Raw genomic sequence first — 15,398 nt, 5'->3', positions numbered from 1 at the left:
AATAAGCATTATACAATATGTGCTTTTAAGTTGCTACATTTATGTAGTTCTAAGCTTATTTTGCATGGAGCGGTATTCTGCACATCATCGACTGTTGAAAGTGGTGGTTTCTGTGATAATTGAAATAAAGCATATACTATTACAATAGTAAGCACCGCACCAACTATCAGGTTAGTAAGGTTGTCTTGTGGCAAAACATTCTTTATTGAGTTGAACAATTTTTGCTCCATAAAGAAATAATCAGCAACATATAACCCAACAGATAATACAAACATACCTAAAATAAGTTTACAGACTGTGTTTTTATGGTCCTTTTCTTTTTTCTTGCTGACAATGAGATCTGGCCTATATTCATTCTCTTCTGGCAACACTGAGTAGTATATATTCTCAGGGCTCGTTATTAATTGTTCAAATTCATCACTATTTTGGTTCTTTAACAGTTGCTCTAGGGTGTTTTTTGTATTTATAGGACATATTAATCCATTCATTTTCAATTCTTCCTCTTGCCAATCCATATTTTCACAGTCGGCTGTATATTTGATGGTTCCATCTCTACTTAGTAACTCGATTTTGCTTAACATTTGTGATAATCTCACAATGTAATCAAAATACAGTGGTGTATTGATCATTTTAGCTTTCTCATTAATATATTGATTAAGCGATAAAATATCTTTATCTTTGGAAATATCATTATCTTTGGTATGTATAGAAAATATGCCATAACTAGAAAATAGTAATGCTATATCTTTATCTACTTTTATATTGTGGATAGAATAATAGTGATCGATTACTTCTTTACATAAGCTAAATTCTTTATCAAATTCATTTGCATAATTTATCTTTAGTAACTTTTTAACATTATTAAGTACTTGTTTCTCAAAATCATTATTATTGTTAAATAAAGTTTTGCCTTTTGGATTCGCTAAAATATTAAGAAGCTTTAATTTTTTTTGATCTTCTGTTGATTGCTCACCACTAATTATTGAACTTAACTGTTCCTCTAATTCACCCTTGCTAACTGACATATATATCTTGTCGATTACTTCTTGAGTATTGAGCTGAACATTTTCTATAAGAATTCTATAAGCTTGAGCATAAATTAAGAATAGCCCTTGTAGACTAAACTTTAAGTTAAAATACTTATCTAATGGTTCTTTTTCTTTTCCAATGAATTCAGGCAAACCAAAATGATTTCTATGATCTCTCCATTTTAATCCAGCATGTTGATAACTGCCCCAACGAATAAACAAAGCCTCTAATAAATTGCCCTTGCCAACAATTTTTATTAATTCTTCAACTTCTTTAACCATTGCTAAAACCTATAATGTTCTACTTTATAGTATAAGGGATACATGGCAAAATAGCAATAAATGTTATTAGACTTCTTGCATAACCCAAACTAAGTAGAAAAAGGTATAGCTATACCGCCGCGGTATCTCAGCCACTAACAAGAGATCCCGCTAACACGCAGCGGGATGACGAGACTTATCTTTATGCCGCCGCGAACCGTCATACCGCGATTCATTCGCGGTATCTCTTAGCCGCTAACAAGCAGCGGGATGACGGTTGTCGTTTAGCTACAAACATTAAGAAATTTACCAAATGAAAAAAAAGGCAAAAGAAACCCTAGGGTAGCTAGTTATTCACTATCCATTTTTTAAGTTGGCGTTTTTTAATGTTTTAAATGCTTTATAAGCGTATTTCAGCTTGTGTAGGTAAAAACCCAGAAATTTGATAAAGACATAGAGTGCACATAGTGCAAAAAATTAAACATGAGACGCCAGATACGTGAGTTTTTTTGTCATTTAATCTGTACAGAGAAGATAAATAAATAGCTTCAGTTTCGTGATAAGGGGGCTGGCGGAGTTTGTCAAGCAAGTTTTTTTGTTTCTATTCCCAATGTTATATGGTTATGCAAGAAGTCTATTGTATGTTTACACTCTGCATTAAAGCTTTTAGTTAAGAGCATATCCATCCACCGCCGATAACTTGCTCATCTTTATACGCTACACAGGCTTGACCTGGACTGATGCCAAAGTAATCGTCGTTTAAAATGACACAGGCTTTATTTTTTTCGTCAGTTGAATGTATTGTTGCTAAACTTCCCGCATGTGATGATCTCAGCTTCACAGTTACTTCCATACCTTCCTTTGGTTGTTCTAACCAATTTAACTCCTTGATCAATATTTTTTTTTGCATTAATACGTTGATCGGACCTACTATAACCTCATTATTTTCTGTATTAATTTTTATCACATAAAGAGGTTCATTGTGTGCGATACCCAAGCCCTTTCTTTGCCCCACTGTAAAATTTACTATGCCACTGTGCTCGCCTAGCACTTTTCCATTAACATCCACTATTTTACCTTTCTGTACAGATTGTGGAGCTAATTTAGCTATTGTTTTACTATAGCTTTCGGAAACAAAGCATATATCTTGACTGTCCGGCTTTTCAGAAATTTGTAAGCTGAAATACTTTGCTAATTTTCTTATATCACTTTTATAGAACCCACCTAGTGGAAATCGCAAAAGCTTCAATTGCTCTTGAGTTGTAGCAAACAAAAAATAACTTTGATCTTTACTTTTATCAATGCTTCTGCACAACTTTACCTCACCATTTTTTTCTAACCTTCTCACGTAATGTCCTGTTACGAGCACATCCGCACCAAGATTTTTTGTAACTTGTAATAGATCACGAAATTTTACCGTTTGGTTACATCTCACGCATGGTATGGGAGTTTCCCCACGCATATAGGTACTCGCAAAATCCTCTATTACTTCCTTTTTGAATATTTCCTCATAGTTTAAAATATAGTGAGGAAAGCCAACACTTTCAGCTACACGCTTAGCGTCATAAATATCCTGTCCAGCGCAGCATGCACCCTTTCTTGCGTTAGCATTACCGTCAGTGCCATAGAGTTGAAGAGTCACACCTATCACCTGGTACCCAAGGTTATGTAGCAGTGCTGCAGCAACCGAGCTATCAACTCCCCCGGACATTGCAACAACAGCCTTAGTCTGGTGCGGAGTTTTATCTTTTAGCAGAGGTTCAATTTCAAATTCTTTTAGCATAACCGCCTTAATTTATAAACGCAAATCTTGTGTCATTCCAACATACAACTGTGCAAACGTTTTGATTTGGGGGCAATTTACATAGTAGATAATGTCATGAAAGTAGCTGACACTGGAATCTAGCTTCTATTACACAAATTCATTAAAACAGCATATTTATTTGTAATCAAGTTTCCTGGATTCCAGTGTCAGCTACTCGGATGACACCCTTTTCTGCTAGAAGTTGCCTTCAAATTACTTGGTGCATGACACTGGGATCTCATTTATATTACATAATTCCATCAAAACAATTCGATAAACTACCTTCAAAAATAATTTAATCTTGCTTGAATAAAACATGGCCAAAATAATCCATGTTTTCAAGCACTTTTCCACTACCTAAGGCAACACAACAAAGTGGGTCATCTGCAACACGAACCGGTAATTTTGTTGTTTCACTGATAACTTTACCTAGATTACGTAATAATCCACCACCACCGGATAAAACTATTCCTCTATCGACTATATCAGAAGAAAGTTCAGGTGGAGTGCTCTCCAGCGCAGTCTTAATAGCAGAAATTATCTGATGTACAGGCTCTATTAAACTCTCTGCAACTTGGTATTCTGATAAAAGCATTTCTTTTGGCATGCCACTCACTAAATCCCTGCCTTTAATTATCATTCCCTCTTTGTTATTTTCACCTGGCAGACTGGCTGAACCTATGCTTTTCTTAATTTTCTCAGCGGTTGTTTCACCGATTAATAACTTATGATTTTCACGAATATATGATTTTATTGCTTCATCCATAATATCGCCACCTACTCTGGCAGAACGTGAATAAACAATTCCGCCTAAAGAAATAATTGCAACTTCAGTTGTACCGCCTCCTATATCAACAATCATAGAACCCTCAGGTTCAGTAACCGGGAGCCCAGCTCCGATTGCTGCAGCCATTGGTTCTTCAATTAAAAATACTTCACTTGCACCAGCACTTTCTGCTGCATCTTGTATAGCACGCCTTTCAACTGGCGTGGATCCAGATGGAACGCATATGATAATATTAGGCTTATTAACAGTGAATTTTGTGTTTGCACTGCGTATGAAATATTTTAGCATTTCTTCCGCACTTTTAAAATCAGCAATAACTCCATCCTTTAAGGGCCTTATCGCCTCTATTTCTCCAGGCGTTTTTCCAAGCATCATTTTAGCTTTTTTACCAAAAGCATAAGGAACGTAGCTTCCTTTTTCTTTTATTCTTGCTACAACTGAAGGCTCATCAAGCACTATTCCCTGATTTTTCTGATAAACTAAAGTGTTTGCAGTGCCAAGATCTATAGCAATATCGCTAGCAAATAAACCTTTGAAAGTGAAAAGACTACAAAACTTTTCGGTTAATTTTCGAACAAAATTCATACGCAACTCAAGAAAATCATTTATTAAGACAAATTATACTTTCCAGATAAGTAGCTAATGCAGCACTCAACGTCTAAACCCTTACCTGTTACTTTTTTTAACAGTTCCAGGCCACACTTTGCACTGTATATATTTTGAGATAACCAACTGATAAGTAAACTAAAATCTCCTTTTATTATAGCACTTAATGATTCGTAATGATTCTTTTTAACGCAAGAGAAAATCTGCACAGCAGCAATTAAAGCAATAATTTTTATAGGAAAGTAGCCCATAACACCGCTTGCCCAATATTCATCTTGAAAATAAGTGTTTAGCTCATTTTCAGCTTTTACTGGAATTTTATAGTGCTTCATACCTTCCAGCCACGCATCATGCAGGTCTTTGACTTCCAATGTACCATTTATTATATCTTGTTCTAACCTAGTTCTCAACATAATATGAGCTAACAGACTAAATTCATCTGCATTTTTTAAAAAAGAAGAAAGGTTTATTTCATTGAAAATCAAGTACAAATTTTCAACACTGCTAACTTTCTCGTTAGTTTTGCCTTCTATAGCAAATTTCTCTTTTATGTGTGGTTGAATAAACTCAATAAATTCTCTGGATGTTCCAATCATCCTTTCCATGAATAACCCTTGAGTTTCATACATAACATGTCTCGTAATTGGGCTACTTATAGAATTTTGCGCTAAACATTTTTGATAAATTGCATAACCACTATGCCGTAAAAGAGAAAATAAACCATAACAAAAGTCAGATTCATCATAATCTATAGGGTAGTAATAAGAAGTACGAACCTCATGCAGTGCGACACCCATTTGCTGTAAACATGACGAGCCAAGTTCAATCTGCTTCTGAGTAGCAACTTTTTGTATATTAGTAACCTTATCCTTTTTCTGCTTTTCAATTATTTTATCTACATTTCCACTAAAGAATTTGCCTACCTTGGGAAATATTTCCTTTATATTCTTTTCTGTGATATCAGAGTCATAGTCAGCAAGCAGTGAGTCGTATTTTGAGCATTTTAATTGCTGCGATTTTATAGAAGCTACTTCGCGAATGAGTTTGATTAAATCAGTAAAACGTTCTTTTAGTTTTTCCAAGTTACTGGCTTCAGAATTGGTTAGCCTCCATAAACTTTGGCATTCAACTTTAGCTTTGGACAAAGATTTTACTAAATCAATAGGAACAGCACTGTTGCTCTTATGTATTCTCTCTATTAACTTTAGCTGCTGAGTATTTGCACTTTTTTTGTTACCAAGAGCATCTGCTAATGATTCCTTTATTACGTCATGAGAGATAATTTCATGTCTGATTTCTTCTAGAAGGCTCATTTGTTCAACTTTGTCCTCTATATTCAATTGGCTTTGGTTTAGTACTTTTAGCGTATTTTCGATATTCTTTACCCTATATAATACTTCCTCTAAAAACTTATAAGATTGCATATTTGTTCATTATTTTAGAAAACATCTGTTTAATACCGTAATAGATTAATAATAAAGTTAAAAGTATATTTGCTTAAAGTACAATAAAAAATTGTACTTTTTATTCTTTTATTGGATTTTTCTACTCAGAGTCCAGCATATTATAGGAAAATTAATTGTAAGGTTGTAGAAAAAGTATTTAGTATTTTATTTCTCTTGACTATATTACAATATGGAGAGATATTAGCTACTGAAATTAAAGTTACGCACTATTTAGAATTTATGGAGGTTTAGTAATGTGGAGTAGACTGGTTATAATGTGCTGTTTTTGTTTATTACTTACTGGTGTAAGTTCTTGCCCAAAAAAAGGAGCAAATACAACAAATAAAATAAATTCTGTTGTTAAGCAGATAGGTAATAAAAGAGTTTTCTTTGGTTATGATGAATCTAGTATTGCTGAAGTAAGTGCAGATGCATTACTTGACGTAGTGGAGGTGTTACAAGATAACCCTGACGCGAAGGTTACTTTAACTGGTCACACTGACAACCGTGGTTCTCATGAATATAATCTTGCGCTAGGCGCTAGAAGGGCAGATGCAGCTAAAAAATTTATGGTTAGTTGTACACCCTACATAGAAAACAGAATAAAAACTGCTTCTAAAGGTGAAACTGAGCCTTTGGTTAATGTAAAAGATGATTCTAGAAATTCTAAATATGAAAAAGAGCATGCTAAAAATCGTAGAGTGGAATTTTCATTTTCTGGAATAAAGAAATAGTTTCTTGCATTAAAACCTGGATCCCAGTGTCAAACACTGGGATGACATAAAGAAAGGGCACTGGGGTAGACAAAAAAGGACAAACTTGTCATATTTCGTTGCTTGTTAGCGGGATCTATATATACCACAAATAAGTCGCGGTATGACGTAAGAGATCTGACCTGTCTGGCCATCAAGAGACATAATGGAATTAGAGTTATTATTTCAAAATGTGGTTAATAGTTTTGCTTTCTATAACAATCAAGTTGCAGTTGCAGTATCAGGTGGTGTAGATAGTATAGTCTTACTGCACTTAATGACTAACTGGGCAAAAAAAAACAAGCTTTCACTTCCTACAGCATTAACAGTAAATCATGGGTTACGTCCAGAGTCTCAAAAAGAAGCTGATTTTGTTGTAAGTTATGCAAAGGAACTTGGAGCAAAGGAATCGTTCATATTAAATTGGGAGAAGCAAAATATTAAAGGCAATATTCAGTTACAGGCACGAAAAGCACGGTATAAGTTACTAGCAGAGTGGTGTAAAAATAATAATGTTAAATATTTACTTGTTGCTCATCACAAAGATGATCAAGCAGAAACGTTCTTGTTAAGATTAGAGCGAGGTAGTGGCGTAGATGGATTATCATCAATGGACTACAAGTCTTTCCTAAATGGTATTTATATATTTAGGCCATTGTTAAATTTTAGTCGTAGTGAAATAGAAAAGTACGCTAAGCTTCATCGGTTAAAATGGGTCGAAGATAGAAGCAACTATGACTTAAAATACAGGCGAACTTTATACCGTAACTTACTTAAAGCAAGTGATAATCAAGAGATTTTAACAGAGCGAATATGCCTCACAGCCCTTCATATGAAAAGAGCTGCAAAAGCGTTGATGCACTACACACGCCTTGCGTTTAATGACTGCGTTAATGTGCATGATCTTGGTTATATTGAAATTAAACTAAGTGAGTTTTATCAATTGCCAGAGGAAATAGCCTTGAGGCTTCTTCTTTACTCCATAATGGCAATTGCCAGTAAACATTATAAACCAAGGTACAACAGCCTTATCGTAATATTTAATAAAATATTGCAAAAGGATAGTAATGTTAACTGTACACTTTCTGGGTGTAAAATAAGAAAACATGGAGAAAATATCTTGATAATTAGAGAATCGTCAAAGATACAAGAAATTACCTTAAACCTACCTTTAAATGAATCTACTCAATGGGATAACAGATTTAGCTGCACAATACTCGGAAATCAAGAGTGTTCAGTTATCATCGCTCCATTAAAAAAAACACAAAAAGTTCCTGAATTTCTGAAGGATTACAACTGCTGCCCTGAAGTTTTCTATTCTTTGCCTGTAGTGCTAAAAGATGGAAAGGTGCTTGCTTATCCTGATGTAAATTATAACGGAAAAAATACCAATGACGATAAGGTTCAATGCATTATTAATAGCACGATAAAACAAAATTTGGTAAGCTTGATTAGTATTTAGTTAGAAATAGAAATGAAAAAATTTTTAGAAGGCTTATTGATCTGGTTAGTAATTATTGTTCTTATTTCAGTTGCTTATATTCAGTTCAGCGGAAATGTAGGTAAAAGTAAAACAATTATACCTTTTTCGGAATTTTTAACCAGATTAGAAGACAATGATGTAGAAAATATTGTCATAAAAAACCAGAGCATTGAAGGCAAGTTCAGGGACGGTTCAAGTTTCAATTCAAGCGGTGTCATATATAGCGACCTAATAAAAAATTTACATGATAGAAAAGTGAGATTCTCCTTTTCAACTGGAGATTCTGCCATGAACGTAATTGGTGGATTACTTATCTCATGGGTCCCAACATTTATCTTTATTGGCTTCTTGCTATTCTTTCTTAAACAAACACAAGCGGGGGGCAACAGAACTATAAGCTTTGGCAAGTCAAGGGCTAGACTCATTACTAGTGGAAAAAAAGTAACATTTGATGATGTTGCCGGAATTGATGAAGCAAAAGAAGAGCTAGTAGAGATCGTTGATTTTCTTAAACAAAAGCAAAAATTTCAAATATTAGGTGGAAAAATACCAAAAGGGTGCCTTTTGATTGGCTCTCCTGGAACTGGTAAAACTTTACTTGCTCGTGCAATTGCAGGAGAAGCTAATGTGCCATTCTTTAGTATTTCTGGATCTGATTTTGTTGAAATGTTTGTGGGTGTTGGTGCAAGTCGCGTTCGTGATATGTTTGATCAAGGCAAGAAAAATGCTCCTTGTATAATTTTTATAGATGAAATAGATGCGGTGGGTAGACATCGTGGCATTGGTCTTGGTGGCAGCAATGATGAAAGAGAACAAACATTAAATCAGTTATTAGTTGAGATGGATGGCTTTGAGTCTAATGAAGGTGTAATAATAATTGCTGCGACTAACCGTCCGGATGTCTTAGATCCAGCACTGCTTAGACCTGGTCGTTTTGACCGACAGATTACTATTTCTTTACCCGATATAAATGGGCGTGAAAAGATATTAAATACTCATATAAAGAAAATATCAATAGCACCAGATGTAAACGTGAAAACAGTTGCAAGAGGAACACCAGGCTTTTCTGGAGCTGATTTAGCAAATTTAGTGAACGAATCTGCACTTATTGCTGCAAGAAGAAACAAGAAGATTGTTACCATGGACGATTTTGAATATGCACGTGATAAAGTGATGATGGGCGTAGAAAGACGATCCCTAATTATGACAGAAGAGGAAAAGAGACTGACTGCATACCATGAAGCTGGTCATGCGATAATTGCTGTTAATATGCCTGCTTCTGATCCTATACACAAGGCAACAATTATTCCACGCGGTAGAGCACTCGGTTTAGTTATGAGACTACCAGAAACAGATAGAGTGTCCCTCACAAGAGAAAAGATGATAGCAGATATTACTGTTGCTATGGGTGGAAGAGCGGCAGAGGAGCTAATTTTTGGCTACGATAAAGTCACAAGCGGTGCATCTTCGGATATAAAACAAGCATCTGATTTATCACGCGCTATGGTAACAAAATGTGGAATGAGTGACAAAATAGGTCCGATCTATCACAATCGCGAACAAACCATGCATGGTTCTGAGATAATTTCTGAAGATACGTTAAAACTTATAGATGAAGAAGTGAAGAAAGTTGTGTCTTCTTGCTATGAAAAAGCAAAAGAGATTTTGACCAAGCATAAGAAAGGCTTAGATCTCATTGCCGAAAATCTACTGGAGTTTGAAACTTTAACAGGAGATGAAATAAAGGACATATTAAATGGGAAAAAAATTGTTAGAGAGGAAAATGAGAAGAATGAGAAAATAAAAAAATCCTCTCTCTATGAGAGTTGACCTCATCTTAAAAATGTTAATCAGCTAACGCTGCAATAAAACAATTTAGAATTGTAACTGTCAATATAAATTGTATTAAAATATTCATAATATTGCATTTTCATCACAATAATGCTATCATTCAGTTAGTATTAATGTTTAATGAGGTGTGAGTAATGATTGATATAGCTTCTATTGGTGTAAGTACAGTTATTGATCAGAATTATAGAAGAAAAGCACAATTATGTTTATCAGGATTATTTGTAACTGTGTCAATAGCAACTGTTACCTGGTTTATTTTCCCTGCGTCACAAAATGTATTAGCTCCGTTTTTACTTCCGGCTATGTTCTTGCTCTTCACTTTATCGATGGGTTATTACATGTTCATATTTAGTTGTGAAGAAAAATCTTTGGTAAAGAATGTTCTTGGTATGGTTGAACCGGCTGAATCGGTAAAGAGAGTGCATTGCCAAGAAAATATTAAGTCCTTATTAGCAGAAGTGAGAAGTACTACGAAAGATAGGTTTCGCAACGTGCTTGTTAATCTTTGTTTTGAAGATCGTAGTAAAGCACACAAACTTGCATTATATGTGAAAGAAATTGACGATATTGTGTCTTCAATAAAAAATAAAGACCTCTTAGACCATTTTGATCAATTTTTTACTATTACTGAAGTAAGCAATAAAAAAAATAGAAGTGAATTAATGAACCTCGCAAGGGCATATAAGATGATAAGTGAAGAAGATCCAGACAAAATACAGGGTTTTTAGCTACTCAAACAAAAAGTTATTCATATGAAATAATGTTACCTGAAATTGATAATTTTCTATCACAAGCTAGGTGATTTTATCAATAATTTCATTGTGTACGTGATTATCATTTTTTGTTTCAATTCCAGTGATAACACTGCACCTAACGGGCTCTTTTATGGCTATTTCCTGAAATCCTTTTCTGACCTTATTGTAAAAATTAACATCCATTTCTTCATATTTATTCTTGTCTTTTGCTCTATTTAACCCAACTTTAACATCAATATCTAGAATAAATGTAATATCTGGACATTCAATTTCCACTAGCTTATGTAAGTCCCCTATTAGCCCTAAGTCAACTCCAAACCCATATCCTTGATATGCAATAGTTGAATCAATAAACCGATCACAAATCACTATTTTTCCTTCTGCAAGAGCTGGTAATATTAATTTTTTCATATGTTCGCGCCTCATCGAGATAAGTAGCAAGAGTTCAGAAATAGAATCAATATTATTCGTTAACAATACTCCTCTTACCTTCTCTGCAAAGTTAGTGCCACCTGGTTCTCGAGTCAATACCACATTATTTTCGCCGCGAATTTGCTTAAAATGATTTGCAAGTAGCTTAGATTGTGTTGTTTTACCAGAGCCGTCTATTCCTTCGAAAGTTATGAACATAAGTTTTATAATTATAATACTAAAAAAGAATATGCAAACAGTATACATAGAAACCGTTTGACATTTAAATAATAAGACCGTAAATTACATGTGGTATAATAATATTCTATGGTTGCTCTGAATACTCCTAAAGTTGATTTTAGTTTTACTGCAAAAGATTTTAATCTTTTGGGAGTAGACAATAAATATTATGCATTAAGTGACTGTTGTGGAAAAAATGGTCTTATTATAATGTTTATATGCAATCACTGTCCTTACGTTCAGTCAATTATTAGCAATCTGGTAAGCGATGTTGATCAATTGAAAAAAGATTATCAGGTAAACACCATTGCAATAATGCCAAATGATGTAAATGAATATCCAGAAGATTCCTTTGAAAATATGATTAATTTTGCCAAGGAAAATAAGTTTACATTTCCATATTTAATTGATAGTACACAGAAAATAGCTAAAGAATACGGGGCTGTTTGCACTCCTGACTTTTTCGGCTTTAATTCCAATTTAAACCTTTGCTATCGTGGACGTTTTAACGACACAAAAAAAGAAAAGGTTCAAAGCTATGAAGTAGGAAGTAGTGACTTATTTCAAGCTATGAAATTTATTGCAGAAACTGGTAATTCTCCAATTGACCAAAAATCAAGTATTGGCTGCTCAATTAAATGGTCTAATTCTACAGGTTAAATATCATGCACAGTGGCTCTCAGCATTTGTTTGATATTATAATTTTACTTTCTGCTGCTGTGTTTATAGTCATAGCATTTTGGAAAATGAATATTAGTCCAGTGCTTGGTTACTTCGTTGCAGGTGCAGTTATTGGTTCTCACGGATTTAATCTGATACACTCAGCTGAAGCAATGGATAATCTTGCAGAATTTGGTGTAGTTTTTCTATTATTCATTATAGGCCTTGAATTGACATTTGAACGCCTGATCGCTATGCGTATTCATGTATTTGGGTTCGGTTCTCTTCAAGTTATAGTTACCATGGTAGCAATATGGTGCATCGCTCTTGCTTTCGGAGTGAATACGAATATAGCAACAGTGATTGGTGGTGGGCTTGCGCTATCCTCAACAGCAATAGTGTTGCAGGTTCTGCAAGAAAAAGGTTCTCAAGCAAGTCAGGTTGGTAGATTGTCGATAGCAGTGCTATTAATGCAAGATTTTGCAGTGGTACCATTAATAGTATTGGTACCTTTACTTACTGGCAATTCTGAGCACAGCCTGATAAGCTCATTGGCAGGTTCATTGGTGCAAGCAGCTATTGCATTAGTGCTGATATTTATAACTGGTAGATTATTGCTTAGACCTTTATTTTCGGTTATTGCTAAAATGGAAAGTAATGAGGTCTTTATATCAACAACGCTTTTAATAGTATTAGGAGCAGCATTTATTACTGAGCAATTCCATTTATCGTTGGCATTAGGTGCATTTGTCGCTGGATTGTTAGTTGCAGAAACAGAATACAGACACTCAGTGGAACACGCGGTACTACCATTTAAAGATTTGTTTCTTGGCTTATTTTTCATGACTGTTGGTATGTCCATCAATACCGAACTTTTACTCAATAAGTTGCCACTAATCACCTTATTATCGATTATCCTTATCGTTTTAAAAACATCTATCATATATATATTGTGTAGATTTTTTGGGTTTAAGAGTGCACCTGCTATACAAGCTGGGTTACTGCTTTCACAAGGCGGTGAATTTGCGTTTATTTTATTTCGCTTAGCGGATGAGCTAAATGTGCTACCAAGTGAAATCGCTCAAGTACTTATGATGGTAACTACAGTAACCATGGCTTTCACTCCTCTTTTATCGGGGCTTGGAGATTGGATAGCAAACTCATTTAGCACTGAGAAAACAATATTAGATGATGAAGCTGTTGAAACAGATACACAAGATCTTTATAACCATGTGATAGTTGCTGGATTTGGTAGAGTGGGATATATGGTAACAAAAATGCTTACTGCAGAGCATTTAAGTTACGTTGTTGTAGATATTCAATCGAAAATAGTCAAAGAAGGAAAAAGTGATAGTTTTCCTATATATCTTGGAGATGTTACAAGATGTGAAATTTTAAAATCGGTAGGAATAGAAAGAGCTCAAGCTCTCGTTATTTCAATAAAGAATGAAGTTACTATAAAAAAAGTTGTTTCTTTAGTTGCAGCAAATTTTCCGCATGTAAATATTGTAATACGCTTACCAGATCTGAGTAATGTGGAGGTTTATAGAGATCTAGGAGCTAGTAAAATTATTCCTGAAACATCTGAGATAGGATTGCAGCTAGGTGGAGCTGCACTGAGCCTTAGTGGTATTAGCGAAAGTGGAGTTACGTCTTTAAAAAGTAGATTTAGAAAAGGCAATTATAGTATGTTAAAAGACCTTGGTAGTGATAAAGATGAATAACTACTTCTCTAATTTTATGTACAGAAAGCTTCAAGCTTTGTTGAGGTCAGATGCATGGCTAATGCTGAAACAAAAATTCCAGTGCTCCCTTTCTTGTCATCCCAGTGCGTGACACTGGGATGGCTTTGTTGCATCGCTAGCTATGATGGATTAAAGATAAAAAAGATAGCGAATATCAGTAGCTTATTATTCTGGTATTTATAACAAGAACGGTCAGTGAATACCTAAATTTGAGTAAAAGAAATTTCACTACCACTCACTAATCTGGCTAAAATTCAAGAATTTCAATGCTTTAGCTATTTTCAATAGAATTAAATTTATTAATATAAATAACAAATTACTATTCTTAAATTTGATCAGATTGATTGCAAAAAAATAAGATTTTCAATAGGTTGCTTATAATCCTAACTATAGTTAGCCTTTCATAAGTAGCGATGCAACAAAGCCCACTGGCATCCAGATTGGGCACTAAGTTGGTAAACACGAAAGCGCTTTACAACGTTTTTGATGGAACTGTGCAAAAGGACTGGATGCCAGTGGGCTTTGTTGCATAGCAACTGAAAAATCTGGTGGCTACTGACAAAATTCATTATAAAATAGCCATTTAACCTTGAAAGAAAAAATATGCCACAAAAAATGAGGGTCAGTAACCATAGCGAATATAACAAATTTCTAGAAAAAAGAGGAAATATTTTTCATTATACCAACGAAGCCATAGAAAAGTGGTACGAGAATGGTCCAAAAATACCAGGTGGCAACAATATTTATAGCGATAAAGTTGTAATTTTGGTGCACATAATAACTTGTTTATTTAGAATAGGCCTGAGGCAAACAGTTGGGTTTATAGCAGGATACCTTGAGCAAATTGGGAAAAATTTGCAAGTTATCAGCTATTCACAATCATCAAGAAGGTTTAAGAAACTCAATATTAAGATCAATGATTGCAGAAAATAATATGGAAGATATCGAAATTGCTATAGACAGTACAGGAATTAGTATATACAACAACACTCCTGGTCATAGCAAAGAAAATAGCGAAGATAGAAAGTATCGCAGCTATGAACAGACAAGAAAATTGCATGTAATGTTGAATACAAACAGCAAAAAAGCCATAGCTGTAAAATACAGTAACGGTGTCTACTCTGATCACTATGGAGCTTGTGATTTGCTAAAAGAAGTCGATTTTCAGTATGTCATAAAAGTACTATATGCAGATAGGGCATATGACAGAGAAAAGCTCTATAAGCTGTGTAATCAATATGGTATAAAAACGAAAATTCCTCCGAAAAACAACGCAGCAGAGCATCCAAAATTGGATTATATGCTTGATAGAAATGCCGCTATTCAGTTAATGAAATTACATGGTGAGAATGGTATAAAAAGATGGAAAGAAGAAGTAAATTACGGAAAAAGATCGTATATTGAAGGATTTTTCTCAAGGTTGAAGCGAATATTTGGGTTTAGTTTTAGGAGCAAATCTGAAATTAATCGTGAGAAGGAACTGCTACTCAAGTGTTATTTGCTTAACAAATTTACTGAAATAGGCATGGCTAAGTTTGAGATAGCTTCATGAATTTATTGTACGTTACCT

12 protein-coding genes and 1 pseudogene are annotated in these 15,398 nt (G+C 34.4%); 8 read left to right on the top strand and 5 right to left on the bottom strand.

The annotated features are described in order from the left end of the window. Positions 1 to 8: 8 nt before the first annotated feature. The 4 genes from LA754_RS06205 to LA754_RS06190 all read right to left on the bottom strand — a co-directional run bounded on the left by LA754_RS06205 (position 9) and on the right by LA754_RS06190 (position 5,910). Positions 9 to 1,310 (bottom strand): WD1261 family protein, encoded by a 1,302-nt coding sequence (locus LA754_RS06205; RefSeq protein WP_457923635.1) that lies wholly within the window; start codon positions 1,308 to 1,310, stop codon positions 9 to 11. 649 nt (positions 1,311 to 1,959) lie between these two features. Next, a complete protein-coding gene (gene mnmA, locus LA754_RS06200; protein ID WP_006279545.1) occupies positions 1,960 to 3,072 on the bottom strand; it encodes a tRNA 2-thiouridine(34) synthase MnmA in 1,113 nt (370 codons plus the stop codon). Positions 3,073 to 3,388: 316 nt separating this feature from the next. Beyond that, entirely contained in the window at positions 3,389 to 4,465 is a 1,077-nt protein-coding gene (locus LA754_RS06195) for a rod shape-determining protein (protein ID WP_006279546.1), read from the bottom strand. Positions 4,466 to 4,488: 23 nt separating this feature from the next. Further along, the gene (locus LA754_RS06190; protein ID WP_006279547.1) at positions 4,489 to 5,910 is read right to left on the bottom strand and encodes a gluzincin family metallopeptidase; all 1,422 of its coding nucleotides are present in this window, start codon (positions 5,908 to 5,910) and stop codon (positions 4,489 to 4,491) included. Positions 5,911 to 6,185: 275 nt separating this feature from the next. Here LA754_RS06190 and LA754_RS06185 point away from each other — a divergent pair, with 275 nt between their 5' ends. The 4 genes from LA754_RS06185 to LA754_RS06170 all read left to right on the top strand — a co-directional run bounded on the left by LA754_RS06185 (position 6,186) and on the right by LA754_RS06170 (position 10,745). Next, positions 6,186 to 6,665 carry an OmpA family protein gene (locus tag LA754_RS06185; RefSeq protein ID WP_457923634.1) on the top strand — a complete coding sequence of 160 codons (480 nt, stop codon included), beginning with the start codon at positions 6,186 to 6,188 and terminating at the stop codon, positions 6,663 to 6,665. A 184-nt stretch (positions 6,666 to 6,849) separates the two neighbouring features. After that, positions 6,850 to 8,145 (top strand): tRNA lysidine(34) synthetase TilS, encoded by a 1,296-nt coding sequence (gene tilS / locus LA754_RS06180; protein WP_077190580.1) that lies wholly within the window; start codon positions 6,850 to 6,852, stop codon positions 8,143 to 8,145. 12 nt (positions 8,146 to 8,157) lie between these two features. Then, a complete protein-coding gene (gene ftsH / locus LA754_RS06175) occupies positions 8,158 to 9,996 on the top strand; it encodes an ATP-dependent zinc metalloprotease FtsH (RefSeq protein WP_006279697.1) in 1,839 nt (612 codons plus the stop codon). 155 nt (positions 9,997 to 10,151) lie between these two features. Next, entirely contained in the window at positions 10,152 to 10,745 is a 594-nt protein-coding gene (locus LA754_RS06170; protein ID WP_006279696.1) for a hypothetical protein, read from the top strand. Positions 10,746 to 10,811: 66 nt separating this feature from the next. On the opposite strand, the gene tmk is transcribed toward LA754_RS06170, so the two are convergent. Continuing rightward, complete coding sequence (tmk, locus tag LA754_RS06165; RefSeq protein WP_049973615.1) at positions 10,812 to 11,402, bottom strand: dTMP kinase; 591 nt, start codon at positions 11,400 to 11,402, stop codon at positions 10,812 to 10,814. Positions 11,403 to 11,510: 108 nt separating this feature from the next. On the opposite strand from tmk, the gene LA754_RS06160 reads away from it, so the two are divergent. From LA754_RS06160 to LA754_RS06145, 4 genes and pseudogenes are all read left to right on the top strand, one after another. Further along, positions 11,511 to 12,083 carry a thioredoxin family protein gene (locus LA754_RS06160; RefSeq protein ID WP_006279694.1) on the top strand — a complete coding sequence of 191 codons (573 nt, stop codon included), beginning with the start codon at positions 11,511 to 11,513 and terminating at the stop codon, positions 12,081 to 12,083. A 5-nt stretch (positions 12,084 to 12,088) separates the two neighbouring features. Beyond that, positions 12,089 to 13,807, top strand: coding sequence for a monovalent cation:proton antiporter-2 (CPA2) family protein (locus tag LA754_RS06155; RefSeq protein ID WP_077190578.1), 1,719 nt, complete (start codon positions 12,089 to 12,091; stop codon positions 13,805 to 13,807). Between the two features lie 54 nt (positions 13,808 to 13,861). Further along, a complete protein-coding gene (locus LA754_RS06150) occupies positions 13,862 to 14,011 on the top strand; it encodes a hypothetical protein (RefSeq protein ID WP_353285738.1) in 150 nt (49 codons plus the stop codon). Positions 14,012 to 14,431: 420 nt separating this feature from the next. Continuing rightward, positions 14,432 to 15,380: pseudogene (locus LA754_RS06145) on the top strand (IS5 family transposase). Positions 15,381 to 15,398 lie beyond the last annotated feature (18 nt).

This window comes from Wolbachia endosymbiont of Muscidifurax uniraptor (genome assembly GCF_054149795.1).
This window is presented reverse-complemented; position numbering and strand designations above follow the sequence as displayed.